The 26115-nt window shown below is 63.6% G+C and carries 24 protein-coding genes; 10 read left to right on the plus strand and 14 right to left on the minus strand.

Annotation, left to right across the window (positions count from 1 at the left end; genetic code table 11):
* The coding region (locus NA5_RS18370) for an SDR family NAD(P)-dependent oxidoreductase (protein WP_157110494.1) at positions 1-3938 on the plus strand (3938 nt) is incomplete at its 5' end.
* Positions 3939-3983: 45 nt separating this feature from the next.
* Here NA5_RS18370 and NA5_RS18375 read toward each other — a convergent pair.
* From NA5_RS18375 to NA5_RS18385, 3 genes are read right to left on the minus strand one after another with little or no spacing between them, the layout of a single operon-like run.
* Complete coding sequence (locus NA5_RS18375) at positions 3984-4742, minus strand: thioesterase II family protein (RefSeq protein ID WP_062987659.1); 759 nt, start codon at positions 4740-4742, stop codon at positions 3984-3986.
* Positions 4735-5583, minus strand: a complete 849-nt coding sequence (locus NA5_RS18380; RefSeq protein WP_062987661.1) for a class I SAM-dependent methyltransferase — start codon at positions 5581-5583, stop codon at positions 4735-4737. Before NA5_RS18380 ends, NA5_RS18375 begins: the two co-directional genes overlap by 8 nt.
* Positions 5562-7295 (minus strand): MFS transporter, encoded by a 1734-nt coding sequence (locus tag NA5_RS18385; RefSeq protein ID WP_084484248.1) that lies wholly within the window; start codon positions 7293-7295, stop codon positions 5562-5564. Before NA5_RS18385 ends, NA5_RS18380 begins: the two co-directional genes overlap by 22 nt.
* 125 nt (positions 7296-7420) lie before the next feature.
* Between NA5_RS18385 and NA5_RS18390 the strand changes: the two genes are divergently transcribed.
* Complete coding sequence (locus tag NA5_RS18390; protein ID WP_062987663.1) at positions 7421-8311, plus strand: sigma-70 family RNA polymerase sigma factor; 891 nt, start codon at positions 7421-7423, stop codon at positions 8309-8311.
* Positions 8312-8349: 38 nt separating this feature from the next.
* Here the strand turns inward: NA5_RS18390 and NA5_RS18395 are convergent, their stop codons facing one another.
* The 3 genes from NA5_RS18395 to NA5_RS18405 are packed head-to-tail and all read right to left on the minus strand — an operon-like array spanning position 8350 to position 11048.
* On the minus strand, positions 8350-8847 hold the full coding sequence (locus NA5_RS18395; protein ID WP_062987665.1) for a hypothetical protein: 498 nt from the start codon (positions 8845-8847) through the stop codon (positions 8350-8352).
* Positions 8844-10013 (minus strand): DNA polymerase III subunit beta family protein, encoded by a 1170-nt coding sequence (locus NA5_RS18400; protein ID WP_062987667.1) that lies wholly within the window; start codon positions 10011-10013, stop codon positions 8844-8846. The genes NA5_RS18395 and NA5_RS18400 overlap by 4 nt, the downstream gene beginning before the upstream one ends.
* A gap of 45 nt (positions 10014-10058) precedes the next feature.
* Complete coding sequence (locus tag NA5_RS18405) at positions 10059-11048, minus strand: cation diffusion facilitator family transporter (protein WP_084484249.1); 990 nt, start codon at positions 11046-11048, stop codon at positions 10059-10061.
* 277 nt (positions 11049-11325) lie between these two features.
* Between NA5_RS18405 and NA5_RS18410 the strand changes: the two genes are divergently transcribed.
* The 4 genes from NA5_RS18410 (at position 11326) to NA5_RS18425 (ending at position 14690) form a co-directional block, all read left to right on the plus strand.
* Complete coding sequence (locus NA5_RS18410) at positions 11326-12135, plus strand: SAM-dependent methyltransferase (RefSeq protein WP_062987669.1); 810 nt, start codon at positions 11326-11328, stop codon at positions 12133-12135.
* A gap of 24 nt (positions 12136-12159) precedes the next feature.
* Positions 12160-13440 carry a sensor domain-containing diguanylate cyclase gene (locus NA5_RS18415; RefSeq protein WP_062987671.1) on the plus strand — a complete coding sequence of 427 codons (1281 nt, stop codon included), beginning with the start codon at positions 12160-12162 and terminating at the stop codon, positions 13438-13440.
* 19 nt (positions 13441-13459) lie between these two features.
* Positions 13460-14011 carry a GNAT family N-acetyltransferase gene (locus tag NA5_RS18420; RefSeq protein WP_062987673.1) on the plus strand — a complete coding sequence of 184 codons (552 nt, stop codon included), beginning with the start codon at positions 13460-13462 and terminating at the stop codon, positions 14009-14011.
* Positions 14012-14189: 178 nt separating this feature from the next.
* The gene (locus NA5_RS18425; RefSeq protein ID WP_062987675.1) at positions 14190-14690 is read left to right on the plus strand and encodes a CGNR zinc finger domain-containing protein; all 501 of its coding nucleotides are present in this window, start codon (positions 14190-14192) and stop codon (positions 14688-14690) included.
* Between the two features lie 208 nt (positions 14691-14898).
* Here NA5_RS18425 and NA5_RS18430 read toward each other — a convergent pair whose 3' ends face one another.
* The gene (locus NA5_RS18430; RefSeq protein ID WP_157110495.1) at positions 14899-15711 is read right to left on the minus strand and encodes a cytochrome P450 family protein; all 813 of its coding nucleotides are present in this window, start codon (positions 15709-15711) and stop codon (positions 14899-14901) included.
* 485 nt (positions 15712-16196) lie between these two features.
* Positions 16197-17024, minus strand: a complete 828-nt coding sequence (locus NA5_RS18435) for a hypothetical protein (protein ID WP_062987678.1) — start codon at positions 17022-17024, stop codon at positions 16197-16199.
* Positions 17025-17357: 333 nt separating this feature from the next.
* Between NA5_RS18435 and NA5_RS18440 the strand changes: the two genes are divergently transcribed.
* Positions 17358-18503: a DNA cytosine methyltransferase gene (locus tag NA5_RS18440; protein WP_245672286.1), complete on the plus strand. Its 1146-nt coding sequence runs from the start codon at positions 17358-17360 to the stop codon at positions 18501-18503.
* Here the strand turns inward: NA5_RS18440 and NA5_RS18445 are convergent.
* The 6 genes from NA5_RS18445 to NA5_RS18470 all read right to left on the minus strand — a co-directional run bounded on the left by NA5_RS18445 (position 18497) and on the right by NA5_RS18470 (position 22675).
* Positions 18497-19441 carry a NaeI family type II restriction endonuclease gene (locus NA5_RS18445; RefSeq protein WP_063813477.1) on the minus strand — a complete coding sequence of 315 codons (945 nt, stop codon included), beginning with the start codon at positions 19439-19441 and terminating at the stop codon, positions 18497-18499. The two genes, NA5_RS18440 and NA5_RS18445, sit on opposite strands and share 7 nt — an antisense overlap.
* Positions 19442-19628: 187 nt before the next feature.
* Positions 19629-20114 carry a VOC family protein gene (locus NA5_RS18450; protein WP_062987685.1) on the minus strand — a complete coding sequence of 162 codons (486 nt, stop codon included), beginning with the start codon at positions 20112-20114 and terminating at the stop codon, positions 19629-19631.
* 110 nt (positions 20115-20224) lie between these two features.
* Positions 20225-20734, minus strand: coding sequence for a DUF2247 family protein (locus NA5_RS18455; RefSeq protein ID WP_062987687.1), 510 nt, complete (start codon positions 20732-20734; stop codon positions 20225-20227).
* Positions 20731-22044 carry a hypothetical protein gene (locus NA5_RS40485; RefSeq protein ID WP_157110496.1) on the minus strand — a complete coding sequence of 438 codons (1314 nt, stop codon included), beginning with the start codon at positions 22042-22044 and terminating at the stop codon, positions 20731-20733. The genes NA5_RS18455 and NA5_RS40485 overlap by 4 nt, the downstream gene beginning before the upstream one ends.
* On the minus strand, positions 22041-22343 hold the full coding sequence (locus NA5_RS18465; protein ID WP_062987690.1) for a WXG100 family type VII secretion target: 303 nt from the start codon (positions 22341-22343) through the stop codon (positions 22041-22043). The genes NA5_RS40485 and NA5_RS18465 overlap by 4 nt, the downstream gene beginning before the upstream one ends.
* Positions 22344-22354: 11 nt before the next feature.
* Complete coding sequence (locus tag NA5_RS18470) at positions 22355-22675, minus strand: WXG100 family type VII secretion target (RefSeq protein WP_062987692.1); 321 nt, start codon at positions 22673-22675, stop codon at positions 22355-22357.
* Between the two features lie 266 nt (positions 22676-22941).
* Between NA5_RS18470 and NA5_RS18475 the strand changes: the two genes are divergently transcribed.
* From NA5_RS18475 to NA5_RS18485, 3 genes are all read left to right on the plus strand, one after another.
* The gene (locus NA5_RS18475; RefSeq protein ID WP_062987694.1) at positions 22942-24021 is read left to right on the plus strand and encodes a sugar ABC transporter substrate-binding protein; all 1080 of its coding nucleotides are present in this window, start codon (positions 22942-22944) and stop codon (positions 24019-24021) included.
* Positions 24022-24095: 74 nt separating this feature from the next.
* Positions 24096-24866, plus strand: coding sequence for an ATP-binding cassette domain-containing protein (locus tag NA5_RS18480; protein WP_062987696.1), 771 nt, complete (start codon positions 24096-24098; stop codon positions 24864-24866).
* Positions 24863-26104 carry a sugar ABC transporter permease gene (locus NA5_RS18485; protein WP_062987698.1) on the plus strand — a complete coding sequence of 414 codons (1242 nt, stop codon included), beginning with the start codon at positions 24863-24865 and terminating at the stop codon, positions 26102-26104. The genes NA5_RS18480 and NA5_RS18485 overlap by 4 nt, the downstream gene beginning before the upstream one ends.
* The last annotated feature ends 11 nt before the right edge of the window (positions 26105-26115 follow it).

Here is a 26115-nt window from a genome sequence, read left to right on the forward strand (position 1 = left end):
CCGTCGGTGCGTCGGAGGCCGAGGTGTTGCCGCTGCTTATCGGTGGGGTGTCGATCGCGGCGGTGAATGGTCCGTCATCGGTGGTGCTCTCTGGTGTCGAAGATGATGTCACCGCTGTTGTCGAGGCGTGTGTCGAAAAGGGGTGGCGGACGCACAGGTTGCGGGTGTCGCATGCGTTCCATTCGGCGTTGATGGAGCCGATGCTGGCCGAATTCGCCACGGCGATAGCTGGTTTGGCCTTCGCCCGTCCGAGCATCGCGCTGGTGTCGACACTGATCGGTGCCCGAATCACCGACGAGATGACCGATCCGTCGTACTGGGTGGGTCAGGTCCGTGAGACGGTGCGATTCGCCGATGCGGTCGCCACGATGGCGGATATGGGTGTTTCGAGGTTTGCCGAGGTCGGGCCGGATGCCGTGCTGACTCCGATGATCGCCCGAACTCTCGACACCGCAACCACAATCGCGCTGACCAAACGAAACAACGCGGACCCGGCCACCCTGCTGACGGGGCTGGCCCGTTTGCACGTCATGGGTTCGACGGTGGACTGGTCGAGCTACTATGTCGGCGCTGGAGCTGCGAAGATCGATCTCCCGACATACAGCTTCCAGCACCGCCGCTTCTGGACCACGGGTCCACTGCACACCGGCGAGGCACACGCGCTCGGTCTGCGGTCCACCGAACACCCCATGCTGGGCGCGATGGTGCCGCAGGCGGAGGGCGGGGGCGTCAGATTCACCGGCCGCCTGTCCGCGGACACCCAGCCCTGGCTGGCCGATCATGACGTGCTCGGTACCGTGCTGCTCCCCGGCACCGGATTCGTCGAGCTGGCCCTGCACGCCGGAAACCAGGTCGACTGTCCGGAACTGGAGGAACTCACTCTGCTGGCGCCGCTGGTGTTCCAGGGGCTTGGCGGAGTGCAGATCCAGGTGATCGTCGGTGACGGCGATGAGACCGGTCGCCGAAGGGTCGACATCTACTCGCGCACGGATGCGGACGATCCGTCGGTCCCGTGGACCCACCATGCGCAAGGTGCCGTGCGTCCGGGCGCGGAAACCGAAGAACCGGAAGACTGGGAGGACTTCGTTCAGTGGCCACCGGCCGGTGCCATGGAAGTGAGATTGGATGGCGCTTATGACAAAATCGCCGACCACGGGTACAACTACGGGCCCACCTTCCAAGGACTGGTAGCCCTGTGGCGGCGCGGCGCGGATCTCTTCGCTGAAGTCGCGCTACCCGAGCAGACCACTGCGCAGGGCTATGGCGTACATCCGGCGCTGCTCGATGCGACTATGCACGCCCTGCCCTTCAGCCTTCCGCAGGACATGGACGACCATGCCGAGCGGCCGACCCTCGTTCCCTTCGCTTGGTCTTCGGTGCGTCTGCATGCCGACGGCGCCCGGCGGGTGCGGGTTCGGTTGACCGAGCCGAATCAGGGGACGTTCACCCTGACAATGGCCGATTTCGGTGGCGCGCCACTGCTTTCGGTACAGTCCCTCGCATTGCGTCCGTTGTCCGCCGAACTGCTCTCGGCCGCACCCCGGTCGCATGACGCGCTCTACGAGCTAACTTGGCGGACCGGTCCACAGCTGCGATCCGGAGCAGGAGTTTCCTGGGCCGAATGGGGCGCGGCCGAGTCGGCCTCGGTTTTGCTCTTCCGACCGCCGGTCGACGGCGCCGAGATGCCGGTCCGGCTGCGCACGGCGTTGCATCACACGCTCGGTGTCCTCCAGCAGTTCTCGAGCGAAGAATGCTACGCCGCAAGTACTTTGGCCGTGATCACCGACAGCACGGCCGACCCGGCCGCGGCTGCGGTGTGGGGTCTGGTGCGCGCGGCGCAAGCGGAGAACCCGGGTCGGATCGTGCTCATCGAGGCCCCCGCGGCGACAACGGCGGATCACCTGGTGGCAGCAGCGCTGACGGGCGAGCCGGAACTGGAAGTCGACGGTGATGGGACACAGGTGCCACGGCTCATTCGTGCCGCATCACCCGAATCGGAGTGGCCGACACCCTGGGATTCCGAGCGGACCGTGTTGATCACCGGTGGTACCGGCGGGATCGGTAGCTACCTCGCCAAGCATCTGGTGAGCGAGCACGGTGTGCGGCACCTGCTGTTGGTCGGCCGACGTGGACCGGCCGCCGCCGCGGATCTCATCGAAGAGCTCGGCGCTCTCGGCGCCGAGGTTCGGGTAGCCGCTTGCGATGTCGGAAACCATGAGGCGCTGCGAGACCTGCTGGCCTCGATACCCGCGGAGCATCCGCTGGGCGCGATCGTCCATGTGGCTGGCGTCGCGCACAACGGACTGGTCGACACCTTGACCCCGGAGCAGATCGACTACTCCCTCGGTGCCAAGGCCGACGCCGCCTGGTACCTACACGAGCTCACCCGGGAAGCCGGGCTGTCCGCCTTCGTGATGATCTCCTCGGTGGCAGGCTCGATACTGCCCGCGGGTCAGGGCGGCTATGCCGCGGCCAACCTGTTCCTCGACGCGCTCGCGACCCACCGGCACGCCGAAGGTTTGCCTGCCACCTCGCTGGCTTATGGCCTCTGGGACATCGAAACCGGACTCTCGCAGTGGCTCAGCCAGGCCGACCGTCAGCGCATGCGCCGCCAGGGTCTGCCGCCACTGACCGCGGACAAGGCGCTCGAATTGTTCGATGCGGCATTAACTTCGGACCGTCCGGTGCAGGTACCGGTCGAGATCGACTTGGCCGCACTGCGTGCTCGGGACGCGGTGCCCGCGCTGCTGCGGGACTTGGCCAAGCGGACCGGGCGTCGGCCGAGCACCGGAACGCACGATGTGGGGGCGCTGCGCAGGCGACTGGCACAGCTCTCGGAGTCCGAACAGGAACAGTTGCTGCGTACGCACATCCTCGAGAACGCCGCCAGGCTGCTGGGGCATGAGAGCGTCGATGCACTCGACCCCGAGCGGGACTTCCTCGAATCCGGGTTCGACTCACTGGCTGCTATGGAGTTGCGAACCTCGCTCAATGCTTCCACCGGACTGACGCTGCCGACCGCCGCGATCTTCGATCACAAGACACCGGCAGCACTGGCCCGATACCTGCAGAAGGAGCTCACCACGGACTCACGAAAGGATCAGGAACCCGGTGGCGCGGACGACTCGTTGTACGGGATGTTCCGTGGCGCGGTAGCGTCCGGCCAGTTCGGCAACGGCTTCGCCTTGTTGCGGGCGGTGGCGGAGCTGCGCGAGCAGTTCGCCTCGGCGCGCGAACTGGACCGACTGCCGGTGCCCACCCGACTCGCCGCGGGCCCCGACCTGCCGCGAATCATCTGCCTCGCTCCGCCACTGGCCACCGGCGGCGCACATCAATACGCTCGGATCGCATCGCATTTGGGAACTGCCCATGACGTTTTGGCGCTGCCTCCGATCGGTTGCCGGACGGGCGAGCCACTGCCCGCGACGCTGTCGGCGGCCGCGGAAGCATTGGCGCGCTCCGTCCTCGAAGCGGCGCAAGGGGATCCGTTCGTTCTACTCGGCTACTCCTCGGGTGGCCTGCTGGCCTACCTCGTCACCGAGCACCTGGAAGCGGCTGGTGGTCCAGCGCCCACCGGCGTGGTCATGTTGGACACCTACCACTTGCACGAGGATGGCGAATGGCTACTTCGGGCGATGGCTGAACACATGGTGTCCAACGAAGCGATGTTCGGCCGTTTCGACCACGCCCGGCTGACCGGCATGGGCCGGTATGTGCAGCTCCTAGGGGAGATGATGCCCGGCTCCGTCACCACGCCCACGCTGTTCATCCAATGCACCCAGAGCTTCCTGGGGAACTCGTCGGATCGCGTGGACTGGCAGGCCGAACCGTGGGATTCGACGCATACCGTTGTTTCGGTACCGGCTGACCACTTCTCGATTCTGGAGGACGGTTCAGCGGGTGTTGCCGAAGTGATCGAGGGCTGGCTAGAGGGTTAGGACCAACGACCGGGTGGGCGAGTCGCTCACCCGGTCGTCGCGGCTCTAGCGCGCGAGCGCTCGGGCGCAATGATCGCGAATCAGCTGTGCTATCGGGTGGCGATTCGAATCGATGAAGAAATGACCGCCTGGAAATGATTTCGCGAAGAAGCTGCCGGTGGTGTGCGCGCCCCATACCTCGATTTGCGCGAGACTCGCGTCGGGATCGCGATCGCCGACAATAGCGACGATAGGGCTGCTGACCTTCGCGTCCGTACTGGACTCGTAGTTCTCGATGGCGCGGTAGTCGTTCCTGACGATCGACAGGATCAGCTCGCGAAATTCGGGATCCTCGAGCAACGCCGATGGTGTACCGCCGAACCGCACCAGGTGGTCAGCGAGTTCTCGATCGCTCAGCAGATGCATTCGCAGTTCGGGTAGCGCAGCCGAAGGCGCGCGCCGACCGGAGGCGAACAGCACTCGCGCGCTCGCTCCCGATTCGTGCTCGAGCCGACGGCATGCCTCGAAAGCTACGACAGATCCCATACTGTGCCCGAACAAGGAAAATTCCTCGGCATCACCGACTTCCGCGATCAGCTCGGGAAGCAGTCCGTCGACGAGGTCCGCGATATTGCCGACCAGGGGTTCGAGTCGTCTGTCCTGTCGCCCCGGATACTGGACAGCAAAAACCTCATATTCCGGCCCCAGGCACTCGGCCACTGGGCCGAAAGATATGGCGGAGCCGCCGGCATGTGGAAAGCAGACAAGTTTATGAGATCCAGCCGCCGACGCCGGGGACAGGCGACGTAGCCAACTATTACCCATGGGTGAGCCGCACCACCGAACTCCAAGGCTTCCACGTGGGCTTGCGGGGGTCCGTCTCCGGGAAAAGTGTCGTCGGCTTCATGAACCAGGGCAGCCGATGGAACCGGTGTGCCGCCGAGACCAGAGGTTCCACCTCGTCGGCCGTCCAGCCGAGGTCGGCGAAGAAGCCGAGCGGGTCGACCGGACCGAACTGCCATGGTGCATTGGCCAGCAGTTTCGTGGTGGCTTTACTCATCCGCTTCAAAATCGCCTGGTTGGTGACATCCATTGCCCACCAAGCGATTTCAGGACGAGCCAGCGCCGCGGCCAAGCCGGTGACATCGTCCTCGCTGAGGTAGTAGACCAGCCCCTCGGTGAGCACAAGCGCTCGCTGCGCGCCCGCGAGAGCCTCGTCCAGGAACTGCCCTCGCACCTCGGGATCGGCGAGATCCACCGCCGTGCGGGTGAGTGCGCAGCGTGGTGATTCCCGGTTCAGCAGCTCGTTCTTCTCGGCGACCAATGCGGGGAGATCGGCCTCTATCCAACGGAATTCGGCGGGCAGATCCAAACGGTACGGGCGAGTATCCATACCCGCGGCCATATTGATCACCCGATCGCAGCCCTGCGCGATGGTCTTCAGGATCAGGTCGTCGATGAGTTTGGTCCGCGTGACCAGATTCCAGCCATTGTGCATCAAGCGCGGTGTCTGGGCGGCTATGGCGCGGCCCCGCTCCCCGGCGACCCGGTCGGCGAGGGGGTCATGAAAGAGGGCATCCGGGCGCGCGGATTCGGCGGCGCGGAAGGCGGCCACCCAGCGGGCGGTATCGGAAACGTTGGTAACTAGTTCAGCGGTCTCAGCCACCAGTGCAGTCTTGCACAGTGTACGAAACGGTGCTCACGACCGCGGGGCCGGTCATCCCGCAACCGTCGCGGCAGCGCGAATACTCCCGCGGCGACGGCGATCAGAATGCCGATGGCCCACCACAGGGTTTGGGCGAAGGTGTGAGACATGTTGTGCGCGTTGGCTTCGAGTCCGGCCTCGGTGAGTACTTGCGCTAGTGGATCGGGTTGTCCGGGTGCGGGCTGACAGCTGGACGGTATGGCCGTGGGGTCGGTGGCGGCGGAGCGGGCGTGTACGCAGGCACGGAATTGCTTGCGTATCTGGTCGCGAGCGGTGGCCGGGATGTCGAGGTCGGTCAGTCGCTGTTGGAGGGTGGGGATGGCCGCGGTGGTGCCGTGGTCGGAGGTGTTGTCGAGTTGGGTGAAGAAGAACACCCCGGCCAGCGCGACACCCAGCGCCATGCCGACCTGCTGAATGGTCGACAACTGTCCGGACGCGGACCCGGCATCGTGGCCGGGAACCCCGGACAGGATCAGGTCGACGGTAGGGGCGGCGAAGAGTCCGAACCCGAATCCGCTGATCGCGAGCGGTGCCAACATCTGCGCGGAGGTGATGCCGGAGCCGTAGTGCGCGGCCAGATAGAGGTACAGCCCGAACCCCGCGGCATTGATCATCGCGCCAGCGAACAGCACCATCCGCCCGTAGCGCGGCACGAACACCTGCACACTGGTTCCGGCTCCGGCCGCAGCGGCCACCGCGAACGGCGCTGCGCTCAGCCCGGCCCGCAGCGGTGTCCAGCCGAGCCCCGCCTGCAGATACAGCGTCCACACCAGGAAGTAGCCGCCGAGGGCGATCCAGAACAACAGCCACACGGCCATTCCGGCACTGAATGTGCGCTCCCGGAACAGATTCAGCACCACCAGCGGCGAGCCGACCGTCGCGCTCCGACGTCGCTCGTAGGCGACGAATACCGCAAGCAGAAGTGCGGCGGCGGCCATCAGCGCGAAGGTCCACACCGGCCACCCGAGGGTGCGTCCCTCGGTCAGCGGATAGACCAGCAGCAGTACCGCAGCGATCGCGAGGACGGTGCCGAGCGGATCCAATCGATCCGCCGTTGCCGAGCGGGACTGCCGCACCAGCATCATCGCCGCGGGAATGGCGAGCATCCCGACGGGCACATTGACCAGGAATATCGGCCGCCACGCCCAGCCGAAAAGGTTGGCCTGCACCAGGATTCCGCCCACGATCAATCCGGCCACCGATGCCGAGCCGAGCACACCGCCCCAGATGCCGAATACCTTCCCGCGTTCGGCGGCGGGAAACGATACGTGCATGATCGCCAGGATCTGCGGGATCATCAGCCCGGCGGTCGCGCCCTGGACTATTCGCGCGGCGATCAGCCAGGCCGGGCCGGGGGCGATTCCGCATGCCAGCGATGCGAGCGTGAACAGGGTCAGGCCGACGAGCAGGATGGTTTTGCGGCCGATCAGATCGCCGAGTCGGCCGCCGGTGATCAGCATCGCCGCGAATCCGAGCAGATAACCCGACACCACCCACTCCAGATCCGCGTAGGGTGCGTTCAGATCGCTTTGGATCGTCGGCAGCGCCACATTCACGATCGTCACATCGAGTAGGTCCATGAACCCGGCCACCAGCAATACCACCAGTGCGAGCCAGCGCCGCCGATCCGGCGTCGGCTCCAGTGTTGGGCGCAGTTCGGATGTCTTGTGCATCGGTTCGCCCTTCCATCCGAGATGGGTCCGCGGGCGTGTCATGTCACCGCGGTTTCGTCCGTCATAGATATGACGGAATACGACCCGTCGACATGACGGGTGAATCGGACGGAAGGAGACCGCCGATGACCGACGAGACCCAGTGGCTCGTGCAGCGCTTCGAAGACCACCGCGCCCATCTCGGTGCCGTCGCCTACCGCATGCTCGGCTCCGCGAGCGAGGCCGATGACGCCGTGCAACAGGCATGGCTGCGGCTGGACCGCGCCGACACCGAAGGCGTGCGCAACCTGCGCAACTGGTTGACCGCGGTCGTCGCCCACATCTGCCTGGATATGTTGCGCGCCCGCAAAGCCCGCCGCGAAGACCCGGTCGGTGCGCTACCGACCGAGCTGCCCACGGTTCCCGCGGATTCCGCGGATCCGGAAGAAGAGGCGGTGCTGGCCGACTCGGTCGGGCTCGCACTGCTGGTCGTGCTCGACACCCTCAGTCCGGCCGAGCGGCTGACTTTCGTGCTGCACGACCTGTTCGATCTGCCATACGCCGAACTCGCGCCCATCCTCGGACGCACGCCAGCCGCTGCCGCGCAACTGGGCGCCCGCGCCCGCCGCCGCGTCCGTGGCGCACCCGTGGCCGAGACCGGCCGCATCGCCGATGAACGTGCGGTTGTCGATGCCTTCCTGCGGGCGGCCCGCGCCGGTGACTTCCACGCGCTGATAGCCGTACTCGACCCGGACGTCGAACTGCACGCCGACGCCGACGCCGCACCCAGCGGACACCCGATTCGCATGAGTGGCGCTCGCCGCGTCACCGCCAGCGCCCTGATGTTCTCCAGCCAGGCCCGCTACACCCGCCCCGCCCTGCTCGACGGCCACATGGGACTGGTGGTCGCACCCAATGGAAACCTGGAGTGTCTGCTCGCATTCACCATCACCGGCCATCGGATAACCGCCATCGAAATCATCGCCGACCCGAACCGTCTGGCTGCCATCTCCCTCGCCGTTCCCGACGAGACGTAATCACGGCCTCGGGTCAGGGCGGTTCGAGATTCGGAACACTACCCGCGTCCGCTTGGAGCCGAGGCCCGTCGAGCGGTCGTCCGCATCCGAATCGCTTCGGCGACTTCATCAATCGCGGTGCGAATCATTGCCCCGTAACCGTCGTCGCCGAGCGCATCCACGCACCCGCGCGCCGCGTCGATCTCGCTCTGCGCCGCATCGAACGAACCGAGCCGCCGATAGTTATCCGCCAGATTCAAATGCAGCGACGGATAGAAACCGCGCACATCAATATTCGCATCGTGCCGATGCAACCGCTCATCGGTCAGACTGTCCGCCGCGTCCAACGCCCGAACATCCCAGCAAAGCGCCTGTGCCGCATCGTCGTACAGATCGGCGAGATAGTGCGACAACATGCACCGATGCAATGGATCACCGAGCGGACCGATCGCCGCCCATATCCCGAGCAGGGCTTCCCGCGCGGCCTCGGGCGAGCCCGTCCGCCCGAGCTCGACCGCCTGCGCAATGGCCTCCATCGTTTCACCAGCGGCATTCATCTGCCGTACTCCTTCGAATTCATAACAGCAGTTGGCATTACCAGCGTGGTGAGCTCACCGTCCGTCGCGGAACGAACGACCACGGGTGCGTCGGCCGCAGCGATATCGAGCATGATTTCCGGACCGATCGCACTCACCAATGCGGGTCGTAATGTCGTGGGGAAGAAGGCAAGTTCGATACTCGGTCCGGTAACCGCTGCCGGAATGTGCAGGCTCGAACTCGGCTGCGGCTCGGGAGAACAGGGTGAGTCGGGCCAGAAGTGCCCACCGCAGGTCACGACGCCGGTTCCGAGTTGCTCATCGCACGTCACGAAAAGCCCAGACCCGTTGACCGAGAACATGACCGGTGAAGCGCCGCCATCCTCTAATACGGTGAGCAACGCATCGCGCCCCACTACCACCCTCGTCCGAACCGCCCCCAACCCCGCCAGCATCGCCCGATAATCCGGAAACGCTTCATTGATGGTGCGGCAGCGCCGCTCGGATCCGTCGCCGGTCGAGACGAGTACATCGTCGGCCGCACTCCCGGAGGTGAATACGAGCGCTCCACCAGCGGCACGCACGATCACCTCATCCAATCCCCGCAGCCAGGAACCGATTCCACCCAACTCACCCGCATCGACAACCGCCGACCACGCCGTACCACTCGGCCGCACCGGCGCCATCGCCCGTGTCGAAAGTCGATACCGATCCGTGGCCGTCAACGTGACCGAGTCAGCATCCGACTCCACCAAAACCCCAGTCAGCACGGGTATTTCGCGATCCAGAGCCGCCGCCGACCGCACCTGCTCGATGGCCGCCGCCAACACCGCCGCCGACAACACCACGCCCGCCCCCATCTCCGCCTTGATCACCCGCGCCACTGCGGCAGCCTCCCGAGTCCGCCGCGCAAGCTCCGCCACATGCTCGTCGAGCAACCGCTCGGCCCGCGCCCCGTCGCCGTTCAAAATCTCCGAAACAACCTCGAGCGGCACCCCGATGCCCCGTAGCCGCCGAATCATCACCCCGCGCTCGATCTGCGCCTCGCTGTAGTACCGATATCCGGTCAGCTCGTCCACCCGAACCGGAACCAGCAACCCACAATCGTCGTAAAACCGCAGCGCACTCGCCGTGAGCCCACAGGCCCGCGCCAACCCGCCGATCGTGATCAACCCGTCGCCCGCCACCGGCTCATCATGGAGTCTCAGGTAGCTGGAAGGTCAAACGAGCGATCAGGACCGGTGCACCGGCCCGTGCGCGTCGGCACAGTGCGCATCGTCGGGGGAAACCTCCAGGTCCGAGGAGTGATCCACCTGCAAAGTCGTATGTGCCAAACCGAATTCGTCGTGCAGCACGGTCTCGATCGTCGATCGAATCGCATGGCAGTCGGCGGCATCGTCGACGAGGACATGCGCCGATAGCGACGCCTGTCCGGAGGTTATCTGCCAGACATGCAGGTCATGGACCTCGGTCACCTGCCGGACCGCGACGATGCGCGCTCCGATCGCGTCGGGATTCAGATGGGCGGGCGCGGCTTCCAGGAAGATCCGCCCCGATTCCCGAACCAGGGACCAGCCCGCCTTGATCATCAATGCCGCGACTACCAGAGCCGCGATCGCATCGGCGCGGGCGAATCCGGCCAACCACACCACCGCGCCCGCGATGGCGGTCCCGATGAAGGCATAGAGGTCGTTGAGGATGTGCTGGAACGCGCCCTCGACATTCAGGCTGGTCCGGTTGGCGCGGCTGATGCTCCACGCGGCGGCGATATTGACCACGATCCCGACCAATGCCGTGATCAACACCAGCGGGCCTTCGACATCCGGCGGATTGATCAGCCGATTGATGCCCTCGTATACGAACCACGCCGCGAGCAGCAGCAACGTGATCCCATTGGCCTGTGCCGAAAGGATTTCGACCCGCTTGAACCCGTAGGTGTATCGCCCCTGCGCCGGACGTCGTGCCAACCGGATCGCGATCATCGCGAGCACGATCGAGGCGGCATCGGTGAGCATGTGCGCGGCATCGGAGATCAGCGCGAGCGATTGTGCCAGCAGACCGACGACCACCTCGGCGACCATGAACGCGACGATCAATCCGAGCGCGATGGCCAGCCAGCGCGGATTCGAATCCGCCGAGCCACCGTGGTCGTGGGCGTGTTTGTCCGAATGGTCGGAGTGCGCGTGATCATGATCCGTGTGCTCAGCCTCGCTGACCAGCATTGCCGACCGCTTCGGCGACACGCACTGCTCGCCCATAGTCGAACGCCCCTTCCGCTGGATAATGCTGCCGTTCGACAGCGTAGCGGATCTTGCAATCATGCGCATGTATGAATATGGTTCGGCCTCGAAGCCCCAGCTCAACAGTGGCGAATTCGTGATCATTCGGACCGACCGGCCCGACTACTATGCGGACTGCACCTCTCGGTGATCAACAACGCGGTATCCGGCGGTGCGGACCTGGATGGGTTGGTCCGATGGTGAATGCAGAGGGGATGCGATGGACAGGCCGGCGTGGGCGCCCGAGGGCGTGGATATGCGACAGGCGAGCCCGGCACGGATGTATGACGCCTTGCTGGGCGGCTCACACAACTTCGAAATCGATCGCAAGGCCGCCGAGGCAGGCAAGCAACTGGTGCCCGACCTGCCTCGCCTGGCGCTGAGCAACCGGGCTTTCCTGCGCCGCGCGGTCCGCTTCCTGGCCGACCAGGGGGTGCGTCAGTTCCTCGATATCGGTTCGGGCATTCCGACCGCGGGCAATGTGCACGAGATCGCACAGTCGGTGGACCCGGAGATTCGCGTGCTCTACGCCGATATCGATCCGGTCGCCATCGCCCACGCCCGCGCGATCCTGCTGGACAACGACAAGGTCGCGGCCATCGAAGCAGACCTGCGCAAGCCCGACGAGCTGCTGGCCCGAGTCCGCGAGACCGGCCTCATCGATTTCGAGCAACCGGTCGGGGTGCTGCTGGTCGCCGTGCTGCACTTGCTATCCGACGAGGACCAGCCGGTCGAGAAGGTTACCGCCCTGCGTGCTGCGGTCCCCACCGGAAGCTACGTCGCGATCTCGCATCTGACATCGGAGTCGCGTCCAGAGGATGCGGGCAGGCTCGGCCGAAATGCGGCCGATGTGACCCGCGTCGGCATCCACTTCCGTTCGAGGGACGGCATCTCCGCGATGTTCGACGGGTGGCAGTTGGTCGAACCCGGCGTCGTCGAGCTACCCGCCTGGCGACCGGAATCCGAGCGCGACCTATACGAGACGCCGGGCCGGTCGCTCGGCCTGGCGGGCGTCGGCCGGAAGGTCTGACCGGAGCCGTGGCAGGGGGTTCGTGTGGGGACGCGTGAGCTGGCAATGCGATGGGCGGATGCGCTCGACGGCGCGGTCGCTCCGATCCTCACCCGAAGCCAAATCGAAACTCTGTTGGCGGAACTCGCTGATGTGCTGGTCGCGGCCCTGCGCGGGACGCGGGAGGTCACGGTTGCCCAGGACGCCGCCGCGGTACTCGTCGCGGCCAATTATCGTGATCAGATCGCCGTCAGCCGTTCGGTTCTGGTTATCTGCCGGGATATGGTTCGTGAAATCTGCCCCACCGGAACCGAATCCGATTACGTGGTAGTTCGCGAGCGTGCGATAGTTGTCGCTGCCGAGTTCGCCGCTGGCTTCACCTCAGCGCTGCGGAACGCGGCGTTAGGGGAGCAGGAAACCACACTCGCAGCGGCGTTTTCGGCCGCGCAGGAGGCCGAGGTGCGAAGGCAATTGTCGGAGGCCAGGTTCGAAGCGGTCTTCGCGGGAGCGTCGGTTGGAATCGGGACGGTCGACGTCACCGGTCGGGTACTGGAGGTGAACGCGGCCATGGCCGATATGCTCGGACTACCCGCGGCCATGATGCCGGGTCGGTCGGTCGCCGAATTGCTCGGTCCCGCGAATATCGGTGACGCATATGCCAATTTGGAGCATCTACTCAGCGGTCGGACCGACCGCTTCCGCCTCGAAACCGACCATCTCCGACGTGACGGCACCATCACCAGCATCGACCTGTCCATGTCCGCGGTCCGCGACAGCAGTGGGCAGGTCCGCTTCCTGATCGGCGTCGCCGTCGACGTCACCGAACGCAAACAACTGGCCGACCAGCTGTGGCACGATGCCAACCACGACAGCCTGACCGGTCTACCCAACCGCGTCCTCTTCTTCAATCGGCTGGCGAATGCTGTTCCGCCAGTTGGTGTTTGCTATCTGGACCTCGACGGGTTCAAGGAAGTGAACGATGTGTGGGGGCATACGGTAGGAGATCGGGTGCTGCGCGACGTTGCCCAGCGGCTGCGTGCATCCGTCGAATCCGTTGGCGGATTGGTCGCGCGAATCGGCGGCGACGAGTTCATCGTACTAGTCGAGAAGTGCACGGGCACAGAGCAATTGGAAGCGATTTCCGCGCTCCTGCTCGACGGCCTCGCTACCCCGATGCAGGTGGCCGGACGGCCCGTGGTCGTAGGCGCCAGTATCGGAACGGTTTTCGTCGAAGACCGCCCCGCCGACATCGACGAAATGATGCACGCCGTCGACACCGCGATGTACCGCAACAAGACCGCGGGAGGACGCCGACTCCGGCATTAGCTACCAACGGAAGGTCACGATGTTCGCGATATCCCTCGGTGCGGACGGTGCCGAGTTGCGTCCGCTCGAACCGCGGCATGCAACGGAGTTCCTGGAACATATGGACCGTGGGCGCGAGTCCATCGGGCAATACATCAAAGTTGCCGACGCCGTAGCGGATCTGGAGTCGAGTCGCGCTTACCTGCGCGAGTACGCGGAGAAGGCGGCGGCCGACACCGGCCGGATCTATGGGATCCGGCTGGACGGCACGTTGGTCGGCAGCGTCCTGTTCCGGACGATGGATCTCGCGCTGGGCGTCGCCGAGGCGGGCTGCTGGTTGGAACCATCGGCCGCGGGCCGTGGACTGGCGACCCGGGCCGCCCGCGTGATCATCGACTGGGCAATCCGAGAGCGCGGCATCCACCGGATGGAGTGGCTGGTCGCGTCGCCGAATCACGCCAGCATCGCGGTGGCGCGGCGGTTGGGAATGACCAAAGACGGTGTGCTGCGGCAGTTTTACCCGCATCGTGGTCAACGATTCGACGTGGAGGTCTGGTCGGTGCTGGCTCCGGAGTGGCTAGCGGTGGGATAGCGCCGCCAGCGTGCTTGGCCCTGCCTGCGCCACCACCGCCCCGTGCTCGCTGATCAGCCACCGCCCGCAGATGCAGCGCAGGTAGGTGGTGGCGCCGTGTGACGACACGACGGTAGGGGACGACCAGGAGCAAGACGGGCAGGTAGCGATCATGCGTCCAGCCTGATGTAATGGCTTAGTGCATTTCAACCCTTACGGCGGCGCGGCGGCCGAACTCGCCGCCCGCCTGGTGAACGCGGGCCCGCGGCAGGACCTGCTGCAACTGCTCGCCGATTCCGGATACAAGCCGCTCGGCACCCTCAATGCCCGGCAGACCGCCGAGTTGCGCCGCTGGACAGTGCGTCTCGACGAGGTCTTCACCGAACCGAGCGTCGACCTGCTCAACGCCTTACTGGCCGAGACCACCAGCCAGCCCTACATCTCCACCCATGACGGCCGCGCACCCCACCTGCACTATGCCCGCGAGGATGCGCCCACCGACGAGCGCGTCAAGGCGTACACCGCGGCCGGACTCGCGGAGCTCTTCTGTGAGGATCCGGGCCGCATCGGCCGCTGCGCCCGCGAGGGTTGCGGCGTTGTCTTCGTCGACACCTCACGCAACGGCAGGCGCAGGTACTGTTCGACTCGCTGTTCGACCCGCGTGCACGTCGCGGAGCACCGCACCCGTCGCTCCGCCTGAGCTTGGGCGCGCGGCTGCTGACGATCGCGTCGTCGCTGGTAAAGGATTCGCCTAGCCTTGGAGGTCGATCCGCTCCCACGACAGTGCCTCTCGCCACCCCCGGCCGCTGAGAAGCCCAGTCCTGCACCACTTTCACCACCAGCTCGAGGGCGGGCGAGTATGCACTGCCCCACGGCTCCTCGTCGTGCACCGTCTCCTGGGACCAGGATCATTCCCGGAGCATCACCGGCAACGCAACCAACCCATGAGACCGCCATGATGCCCGATACTCCAGCTCGGATTCCGGTACAGCCAGGCGCACTCGCGGATACCGAACGAACAACTCCGGCACCACCGCGTCGACGATCAGATCGCTGACCTGTGCGCCCAGGCAATAGTGGGGTCCGCGCCCGAACATCAGGCTCGGTCGCCCATTGCGGGCAGGATCCGAATCGGCACCGAATACCGACAACAGTACGGTGTCGCCCCTGGGGATGATCCGGTCGCCAATCGTCAAGTCGCTGACAGCGAATCGCCGAATAGCGAACGGCAACGGGTTGGCGGCCTCCATCAACTCATCACGCCGAGCCATCCAGTCTGTTGGCACACCAGTCGCCAAGAGCGCCGCAAATATGTTGCCGCACAAATGAACCGCATTCTCCAGCCCCGCCAACATCATCAAAAACGCCAACGAAACCAACTCGTCCTCGGACAACAAGTCCGCGTCATCCCGAGCCCGCACCCACCCACTGATCAGATCATCCCCCGGCTCATCCCGCTTGTCCCGCACCACACTCGTGAACGTCCCCGCCATCCACTCGACCGCCTCCGCCAGCCGAACCGCGGACTCCTTCGACGAGGCATCGAACGTCACCATCACAGCAGCTGCATCCCGCAACCCCCCATACCGATCGGCAGGCACACCGAGCAACTCACCGATCACGACCGCAGGCACCGGAACACAGAGCTCGTCCAGCAGATCGACTGTGCCACTAGCCTTTTCGGCCAGATTCTGGAACGTGGCCGCACTGATCCGCTGCACTACCCTCCGAAGCGAATCGGCCGATCTCCGCGAAAACGCCGGACCCGCAAGTCCCCGCAGCCGCCCATGCTCGGCACCATCCAAATTCAGCAGATTCCGATCCAAGACCGGCGGCAACGAAAACCCCGAATACCCACCCCCGGAGTACCGCTTATCCACACTGAGCCGCACATCCCCCAACAGCCCGGCCACCTCGTCATACCCACTGACGACCCAAACCGATTGCCCACCAGGAAGTTCAGCCCTCCGCACCGCCCCCCGCCACCCACCATGCTCCCGCCACCGAGCTCGACCAGAGGTCCCAATCGGACACGTCTCCACCACAACTCCTCCCTACCACCCCAAGAATATTGCGCCGGGGAAGGTTGGTATGTCCCCGCCTCCAACTACGTCACGACGCGATTCTTCGCCGGTGATAATTGCTCGGCTTTCGACCCAGGCACGTCGGCTGATCATCAATGTCGATCATTTCGACCGCCGCCACTTCAACGCCCGCCATCCCCGATGGCCGGCGCGGCGAGTGCTTGTCGGATCGTTGTAGCGCAGCCGTCGACTTGGGCTGGACTCGGCAGGTGCACCCGGCCGTAGATACGTTGTGGCTGCATCTCGTAGCTGACCATCTTGAATCGGGGTTGGTCGGAGAAGTAAGCGCTTACCCCCGGCTTGCGTCCTGTGGGGTGAGCGGTGCCTGCTCGAAACGTGTTGTTGCTGATGAACAGTTCGAGCAGAACGTCGTCGCACCAGGCATCGATCCGGAACAACGCGTCGGCGAGGGGATGGCACCGCATCGGAAGGCCGCGCTCCCGTAGGGCTGCTATCACGTAGAGCTCGCGCAGGAATGAGTAGTAAGCGATGCCGATCCGCCAGCGCATCGCGTCACGTGCCTGCGGATAGGTGAAACCCTGCTCCCGGGCGCGCTCGACCGCAGCGTGCGCCGGTACCCACAGCCAGGGCTGCACGTGTGGCTGGCGGGACCATTGCTGGAACTGGTCCCACGTGAAGACTCCACCGAGGTCTTCGAGGGCAAAATGGAAGAGATGGGTGAACGCGAAGTCGGGGTTCCAGTCCCTGATGGAAGCGATCTTTTGTGCCTGCCTGCGCGAGATCGACCCGAGCGAGTGTGGCGTCGCGAGCTGTGAGATGTCTTCGGAGGCAACCGTATAGGCGGCTGTAGTGACGTGAGCGAGGACCTTTTCCGCCACGTACTCTCGACCCGGCCTGCGCCGCCACGTTTTGAGCGCTGTACTCGCGGTGCGCCCGCTGTTCGTGAACAGACGCACAACCTCGGCGCCGCTCGTCTGATGCATCTGCATCACAAACCTACCAATAGCTCGAGAAACATCTGTGGACGGGAGAGTAGAGCGTCCCGCCGACAACCCACAGCCGTGAGGGCGGGCCGTCAGTCGGTGCTGGATGGTAGCGGCGGAATCGGATCAGGCGTCCGTGGTGGTAGCTCGTCGGTGTCGCGGACCAGCCAATGCAGGAAGGCCGCGGGCAGCCCCTCGCAACGCCGCTGGTGGATAGCCGCCTGTGAAATGGGCATATGCGATGACTGAGAAATTTGGGTCCGGATCACGGTGGGGAATCCGACGCTGTGTCGGAGGGGTCGGCTAGTGTTGCAAAACGTGGGCTCAGGAACGTGGACGGTGATCGACCTGTTCGCAGGTTGCGGGGGAATGACCTCAGGATTCGTCTCCGCCGGGGGCTTCGATCCGGTGATGGCCGTCGAGTTCAATCGCGAAGCTGCTGCGACCTATGCTGCGAACTTCGGTGAGGGACATACTCATTACGCCGATATTGTCGATATCCCAGACAGCGAGATCCCGCAGGCGGATGTGGTCATCGGTGGTCCACCTTGCCAGGGGTTCTCCAACCTGGGGTCGAAGAATGTCGATGATCCTCGTAACAAGCTGTGGAAGCAGTACATTCGCTTCGTTCGGCTGGCTAATCCCATGGTCTTCGTCATCGAGAATGTTGACCGGTTCTTCTCCTCCAGTGAGTTCGCTCTCCTCAAAGCCGAAGCGGAACCGGGAGGGCTGCTCGAGGATTACGAACTGGATTCGCAACTGTTGCTCGCCTCGGACTACGGGGTGCCGCAGCGGCGCAAGCGGACTATTGTCATCGGCTCCCGTATCGGCGCGATCCCGATGCCCAGGCCAACGCATCGGCGGCCGGGGACAATGGGGGACGGGCCGGAGTGGCACATCACCCGTGACGTGCTAGCTGGTTTGCCCGAGGTACCAGCGACGAAGGAGTTTCCGGAGTCGTGGACCGAGGTGTTCGGCGAGCGGATCCGGGGAGTGTTCAAGACCCCCGAACTGCACATTGGTCGCAACCCAACCGCGCTGTCACTGGAGCGCTACCGCCACATCCCTCCGGGTGGCGGCCGTTTCAACCTGCCGGATCATCTGTTGTCGCGCTGCTGGCGGGAGAAGAAGACCGGCACCACTGACGTTATGGGACGCATGCGCTGGGACATGCCTTCGTTGACTATCCGCACGGAGTTCTATAAGCCAGAAAAAGGCCAATACCTGCACCCGCATTGGGACAGCGACCCCAGCCGCAGCGTCGACCGACCGATCACCCACTTCGAAGCCGCGCGCCTGCAAACCTTTCCTGACTCGTTCGGCTGGTGTGGCAGCAAGATCGAAGTCGCTCGACAGATCGGCAACGCCGTCCCGCCCATGCTTGCCGAAGCGATCGCCCATCACCTCAAGCCCTACCTCAACGGCACCGATGGCAATTCCGATAATCCGCCAATGCTGTGCCGGTTGTGCGAGATGCGTCAGTAGTGGATCGGTGGGAGTGGGATGGTGGGCTCGTCGTTGTCGGCCACCGCGAAGCGCTGGCCAGCGATTACCGCGGTCGGTCGATCTGCGGTGTTCTCGGGTACACGGGCCAGTCGTACTGATATAAGGCTGCCTTTTGTGGGTACGGGCAGATTCAGAGCTTGTGCGATCTTCGGGCTGTCGTTTTGGTGACCCAAGACAGCGATACCCTCTCGACTCAACACCCGTCGTGCGTCGCGGCAACGCTTCATTCCATCTAGCTGCTGGCCGACGGTGATCGCGGTGTTCCGGTCGATCAGTACGCCACGAACCTGACGCAGGAGTTCGATGATGCGCTGCTGTCCTGACCCAGCAGCGAAGATCTTGGTTGTGGTGTCGGCAGGGAGCGAGAGCAGCAGATTCGCTGGTAGCGGTGCTGAGCGGAATAGCCAGACGACCTGCCCTCGCCCGTCCTTGCTGAGGGTTTTCTTCCCGTCCTGGTTCTCCCCGACATTCAAAAGCTCGCGGCGAATACGGACGATCCCGATATCGAAGGTCTGCTTGCGATCGCTTGCTGACATGAGTAAGCAGATATGTCCCATCGCTTCCCGGGGGATCGACCAAGAGCTGTGGATCGACCATTTGGCGTCGACATCGTGGCCCGCGATCTTGTAGTCCATGCGATCGCCTTGCGGCAACTCGAAAGCGGCGCGGACAACGATCTCTACCTTCGTACCCAGGTAGGTTTTTTCGTTCTTGTCGAGTAGGGCTATGTCGTAGCGGCCGGTCCGTTGTCCGTCTAGGACCTCATCGAACGCTTGGCGGAGACTGCTCGCGAATCGGTTCTCCACGTCCTCCTGCTGTCGAAACCATTCCACGACAGCATCAAGAGCCTCGTCTTCGAGTCGTGGCCTCGGTGTCGCCGTCGAGGAAAGCTCAAAGAGTGCGCCCGAATCATCCACTTGGAGAACATAGCTCGAGTGTCGACTGGTATTCGAACAGTGCGGGGCAAGCCCTCATGGCATCGCAGACAAGTACTGGGCGATTGGATCGTGCTGGAGCGAGTACGGTCCCGCTCGAGCGCGGCTTCGAGTATGGACCGAAGGACGAACCGCTACAGCCTGTTGAAGTAAACGGACCCAAGCGGATTCACGACGGCTTGTCGCTCAGCCGCGACTGCTCATATCCAGTTGGAGTGCCGTCGGGGCCGAATTCCAATCCTGCGAAACCAGTTGGGTAGGTATCGGGTTCGTAGAGGAACCGGATCACAGTGCCGTCTGGATCGCTGATGTCGAGCGCGGCGCCGTATGGCCCCCGGTCGTGGATCTCGCCGTGGGGGGTGCCGAGTTCGTCGGCGCGCTTGATCAGTTCGGTGAAGGTGTCGAGGGAGTCAACTTTGAGGGCGAAGGCGTCGAAGTCGTTGAGGTGGGGGTGGCTGGCGCAGTAGGCGCGTTCGCGCAAGCCGATGTGGAGGTCGGCGTTCGGCTCGAGGAGGACTACGCCGCGGACGGCGCCTTCCTCGTAGAACTCGAAGATGGGCTCCAAGTCCAGGAGTTGGCGGTACCAGGCAACGCTCGTCGCGAGGTTGGTGACGGGCAGCTTCACTTGACGGATCTTCTTGATTCCGAGCGGCATCGGCGGTGTCCTCTGGTCGAGAGCGAATGGAATTAACCTACTTGGCTCGGCGGTCAAGGATTGCACGCCTGGTCGGCGGTCGAAAGCCGAGGCCAGGCGAGGATCGGACTTCAGCTCGATTCTTCGCCAATATGCTCTGGCGCTCTACCGAGAAAGTGAGCGCGCTTATCGACTAAATACTGTTGCCAGCGCTGCTTTATCCCGAGCATTCCAGGAAGGCCGCCGGTGGGCGGGGGCATGAACCGGACAAATGCAGCAACGTCATCTGGGTAGCCGAAATCCGCGTAGAGCAGCTCGACCGTTTGTAGTGGCTCGTCGAATTTGCTTTGATTTTCGTGAACCCACGCCAGGGTCAGATAGATCCAGACTTCATCGTTATGGTCCGCAAGCTTGTCCATCAGCTCGGGAAGTCGGTACAACTCATCCGAAAGCAGCAACGATATGTCCGATACGACGTCCATCTTGGTGCTGCTGGGCACTACACTGGTGAGTGTCAGCTGCACTACATCTTCCGATGTCAACCAGTCGTTCTGGTAGCCATAGCGCAGCTCGCCTGGAGTGAGGTACGCCCACGAAGCGACGAAATCCGCTGGAATCTTGAACTTCACCGAATCGTTCATGGCTTGATCGGAATCCCGTTGATCGTTCCATTGCGGACAAACATCTGATGAGTCACCTTATCTCCGTCGATAATCCATTCGAATCGGCCGGGCACGCCGTTCACCTCGCCCGGCATCTGGACCAGTGTACGCGTTACCCCGTCACCGCCGACGATCTCGGATACCGTGCCCTTCGTGCCGATTTCGTCAATTGGGAACGACGCCGAACGATGCCACGGATCGCTCTTCAGCCCCGAACCGGTCCGATCTGCATTCTTGATGATCTCCTGTGCCTTGGATGGTGTCGGAGGCGTTGAGGCCGGATCGCCAGGAAGCTTCTTTCGCCACTTTTGATAGACCTTCTTTCCCAGTTCGACGAGCCTTTGCAGCTTGTCCCATGCACGTTTTGCGGTTGTGGTGATGGTTGCGCGAACTCCACGCGCGATGTTCTTTGTCGCGTTCCACGCATCGATAGCTCTTTCGATGATCTTGTGGAACTTTTCGATTGTCTTCGCCAGTTTGGCGGCACCGATGGCAGTTCCCAGGCCAAAGCTTACTGCCGAAGATGCCGCAGCGAATACTGCATCGACCGCCAGCTCTGTTGCGAAGTCGACAATAATCCCTTTGAGTTGATCACGAAGCTCGTTGGTGTGGTTCCTATATTCTTCACACGATGCGGCCTGGTCGCTGGACGCGCTTTTCAGATCCTGGACTGAAGTAGATAGCTCGTTCAAGTCCTCGACGATGAACGGTACCTCGTCAGAATTTACCCCGTCGAATAAAGCTGATAGTCCCTCGAGCTTCTCCGCAGCTGCCGTAACCTCTTGACCACTTGCCAAATAGGTCCAGATCTTCTGCGCGTTCTCCAGTTTGTCGACATTGCCGTCGGGTACTGGTACTCCTACTTTGGCAGCAAGCCCGAGCCCACCGTCTATGAGTCCATGGCCGGGGCCGCCAGCGGATGGTGGCGAGGAAGGCGTACAGCCCGGAGAAGTTGGCGGCAGCGGCGGTGGCGACGGCGGCTCACCCGCAGCTCCTGCCGCGTCGTGTTCGGCGGTAGCGTGGTTATAGCCAGCCTGGCGCAATACGTCGGCGTAGTTCTCGGCGGCTCTGATCGCCGTTTCCCAACCCACCAGAACCCCTAGTGCGCCTTCGTCATACGACCTTGCCCACTGCTGGGCGGCATCGAATGAGCCCGCCATCCCACCGGTGTGTTGCTTGAGCGACTCCACCGATGCCGCATACGCCTGGTACATGTCAAGAGCCGCTTCATGACAACGCGTCGCAACCGTGTAGTAGACGTTCGGGTCAACGGTTAGTTCGTCTGTCATCGACCGAGCATCCGCAGATTCGTTGTCACAGCTCCGGAGTAGCTTTCGCGCGCTCGAACGGTGGCATCTTGTACTGCCTGTAGACCGTCCTGCACATCTGCCGCACCGACCGCCCACTCACGATGCGCCTCGGCGTAAGCGGCGGCCGCCTGCCCTGTCCACATCGAACCCAGCGCGTTCGCCTTGTTGTCGAGTTCGGCCAGGTAGCCCGACGCGAACTCCTTGAACCCGCGGATCCGGGCCGTCAGATCCTCGAGCTGCGCGAGGTTGACCTTGAATTCTCTTACTTCGTCGGACATGTCACACCAGCTCACAGATCGAGTGAGCTGAATGTCGACGCGCGAGCCGAATCGGCTGTTTGGTAGGTCTCGGCGGTGATGCCCAACTTCTCGGCCAACTCGAACAACGCCTCCCAGACCTCGCTCGCGCCCCGGCGCAACTCCTCCCAGCCGGATCCGTAAGCGTCGGCGGCGATACCACGCCAGGTGCTCAAAACGCTCTGCACCTCGACGTCCAATGATGAAGATCCCGAACGCAACTCCGTCGCGACCCGATAGGCGAACCGCCCGACTTCTTTTACTTCTTCCGGAATGACCTCGAGCGCAGCGGAACTGGCCGAATCGTTCGACATGGGACCCCCTCATCCGTCACGTTCGGTCTGACAGTACATGGCAGCAAAGTCCTCCGTAGCGTCGCTGAGATGGAGGAGCGGGGCTTCCTCGCAGCTCGGCTGCAAGTCGCGCAGCCGTCGAAACCGGATTGTTATCGCCAACAACAAATATCTTTGCGAAACGGCTGTGCTTCGGCTCACAGTGGAATAAGTTGTTGCGAACAACATTCGCTCTTGCTCGACCGCCCGGTCTGATCGGGCGGTGGTTCGACGAAAGGCTCGCCCTCATGCGTAAGGGGATCCTCGGCATTGCGGCCGTATCGGTCGCGCTTCTCACCTCGCTCACTGCCTGCGGGGACGACAACAAGGACGCCGGTGGGGGCGCCAAGATCGGGGTGATCCTGCCGGATAGCAAGTCATCCGCACGGTGGGAGACGGCGGATCGGAAGTATCTGCAGGCCGCGTTCGACGCGGCGGGGATCAAGGCGGATATCCAGAACGCGCAGGGCGATAAGAACGCCTTTCAGACCATTGCGGATCAGATGATCACCAAAGGTGCCTCGGTGCTGATGATCACCAACCTCGACAGCGGGACCGGCAAGGCTGTGATTCAAAAGGCGAAGTCGCAGGGGGTGACCGTCATCGATTACGACAGACTGACTCTCGGCGGCGGGGCGCCGTTCTATGTGTCGTTCGACAATGTGAAGGTCGGCAAGTTGATGGGCGACGGGCTTGCCAAGTGTCTCAGCGATAAGAAGGCGGTCAATCCGATCGTCGCGTATCTGAACGGTAGTCCCACCGACAACAACGCGACGCTTTTCAAGAATGGTTACGACAGCGTGCTGAAGCCGAAGTTCGATTCCGGTGAGTATGCGAAGGGACCGGATCAGGCGGTGCCGGAGTGGGATAACACCAAGGCGGGCACCATCTTCGAGCAGATGCTCACCGGCACACCGAATCTCGGCGGTGTGCTCGCGGCCAACGACGGGCTCGGCAATGCCGCGATCGCGGTGCTGAAGAAGCAGAAGCTGAACGGCCAGATCCCGGTTACCGGCCAGGATGCCACGGTCCAGGGCCTGCAGAACGTGCTCGCGGGCGATCAGTGCATGACCGTCTACAAGGCGGTCAAGCAGGAGGCCGACGCCGGCGCGAAGTTGGCGATCGCGCTCGCGAAGGGTGAGAAGGGCGAGGCGACCAGCACCGTCGACGATCCCGAAGCGAAGGCGAAAGTGCCCGCGGTGCTGCTGGAACCGAAGGCGATCTTCAAGGAGAACGTGAACGACGTTGTCGCGGACGGCTACGTCACCAAGGCCGAGCTGTGCACCGGCGAATTCGCCAAGCTCTGCGCGGATAACGGGGTCCGCTGATCGTGTACACCGCCCCTTCCGCGATTCGATGAGGGGACCGCGGAAGGGGCGCCCCAACTTGAGGAGCTGTACCCATGCCGGAGACCCCGGTCATCGAATTACGCGGGATAGAAAAGAGTTTCGGTCCCGTCCATGTCTTGCACGAGGTCGCCTTCTCCGCGTACACGGGTGAGGTGACGGCACTGGTCGGCGATAACGGCGCGGGCAAGTCCACCCTGGTCAAGTGCATCGGCGGCACTCATCCGATCGATTCGGGTGAATTCCTTTTCGAGGGCAAGCCGGTGCGTGTGCACAGTCCGCGTGACGCCGCCGATCTCGGGATCGAGATCGTGTACCAGGATCTCGCGCTCTGCGACAACCTCGACATCGTGCAGAACATGTTCCTCGGCCGGGAGAAGAAGCACGGCCTGGTCCTCGACGAGTACGGGATGGAGGAGCTGGCCGGAAAGACTCTGGCGGGCTTATCGGTTCGGACGGTGAAGTCGGTGCGACAGCAGGTGGCGAGTCTGTCCGGTGGTCAACGCCAGACGGTGGCGATCGCGAAAGCCGTGCTGTGGAACAGCAAAGTGGTGATCCTGGACGAGCCGACAGCCGCGCTGGGTGTCGCTCAGACCCAGCAGGTGCTCGAGTTGGTTCGTCGACTTGCCGACAAAGGCCTTGCGGTGGTGTTGATTTCGCACAATATGAACGACGTCTTCGCGGTCTCGGATCGGATCGCCGCCCTGTATCTCGGCCGGATGGCGGCCCAAGTGCGCACCGCCGACGTGACGCACGCGCAGGTGGTCGAATTGATCACCGCCGGTCGTAGCGGAAGTCTCGGCCTCGGAAATGGAGCAAGCGTATGAGCGCCGTGGTTACGGATAAGTTCGAGGCCACGTCCTCGCCGGTGACCGAGCTGGTCAACTCGTATGTCGGACGGGTGCGCAGCGGGAATATGGGTGCGTTGCCGTCGATTATCGCGCTGGCGGTGCTGTCTGTGGTGTTCTGGATCGCGCGGCCGGTGTTCATGACGCAGGGCAATTTCGCGAATCTGCTCACCCAGGGCGCGGCCGTCGCGGTGATCGCCATGGGACTGATATTCGTACTGCTGCTCGGTGAGATCGATCTGTCCGCCGGATTCGCCAGTGGTGTGTGTGCGGCGGTGCTCGCGGTATTGCTCACGGATAAGGGATGGCCTTGGTACGCGGCGGTTCTCGTCTCGCTGCTCACCGGCGTCGCGATCGGCCTGACCATCGGCACGATCGTGGTGAAGATCGGAATCCCTTCGTTCGTGGTGACATTGGCGGCATTCCTGGCATTGCAGGGTGTGGCGCTGAAGATCATGGACGGCGGCCGCAATATCTCGATTCACGACGAGACGATCCTGTCGATCGCCAATAAGAATGTGCCGCCTTGGCTCGGCTGGGTCATGTACGTGGTGCTGCTGGCCGGATTCGCGGCCATCCAATACCGAAAACTGCGGGCACGCACCAAGCTTGGTCTAACCGGGGAGACCGCGCCGGTGATCGCACTTCGGATCGCCGCGGTCGCCGTGGTGGCGGGCGCTGCGGTGCTGATCCTCAATGACGAACGCAGCCGCAACCCGGCGATCAACTCGCTCAAGGGCATGCCGATAGTTGTGCCGTTGATCATTGCGCTGCTGCTGCTTTGGACGTTCGTGCTCAACCGCACCTCGTTCGGCCGACATATCTACGCGGTCGGCGGCAGCGCGGAAGCCGCTCGGCGGGCGGGCATTCCGGTCGATCGGATCAAGATCTTCGCCTTCGTGCTGTGTTCGACGATGGCGGCGGTGGGCGGACTGATCGCGGCATCGCGCGCCAACTCCGTCGATCCGAATACCGGCGGCAGCGATGTGTTGCTGACCGCTGTCGGAGCGGCCGTGATCGGCGGTACGAGTCTGTTCGGTGGGCGCGGCCGGATGCTCGATGCGGTGCTCGGTGCGGCGGTGGTCGCGGTGATCAATAACGGAATGGGCCTGATGGGCTACAGCGCGGGCACCAAATTCGTTGTGACAGGATTCGTGCTGCTGTTGGCAGCGGGAGTGGACGCGCTGTCGCGCAAGCGTGCGTTGCCAGGAAGTTGACCGACGACCGG

Origin of the sequence: Nocardia anaemiae NBRC 100462, assembly GCF_001612725.1 — a bacterium.
GTDB classification, from domain to species: Bacteria; Actinomycetota; Actinomycetes; order Mycobacteriales; family Mycobacteriaceae; genus Nocardia; species Nocardia anaemiae.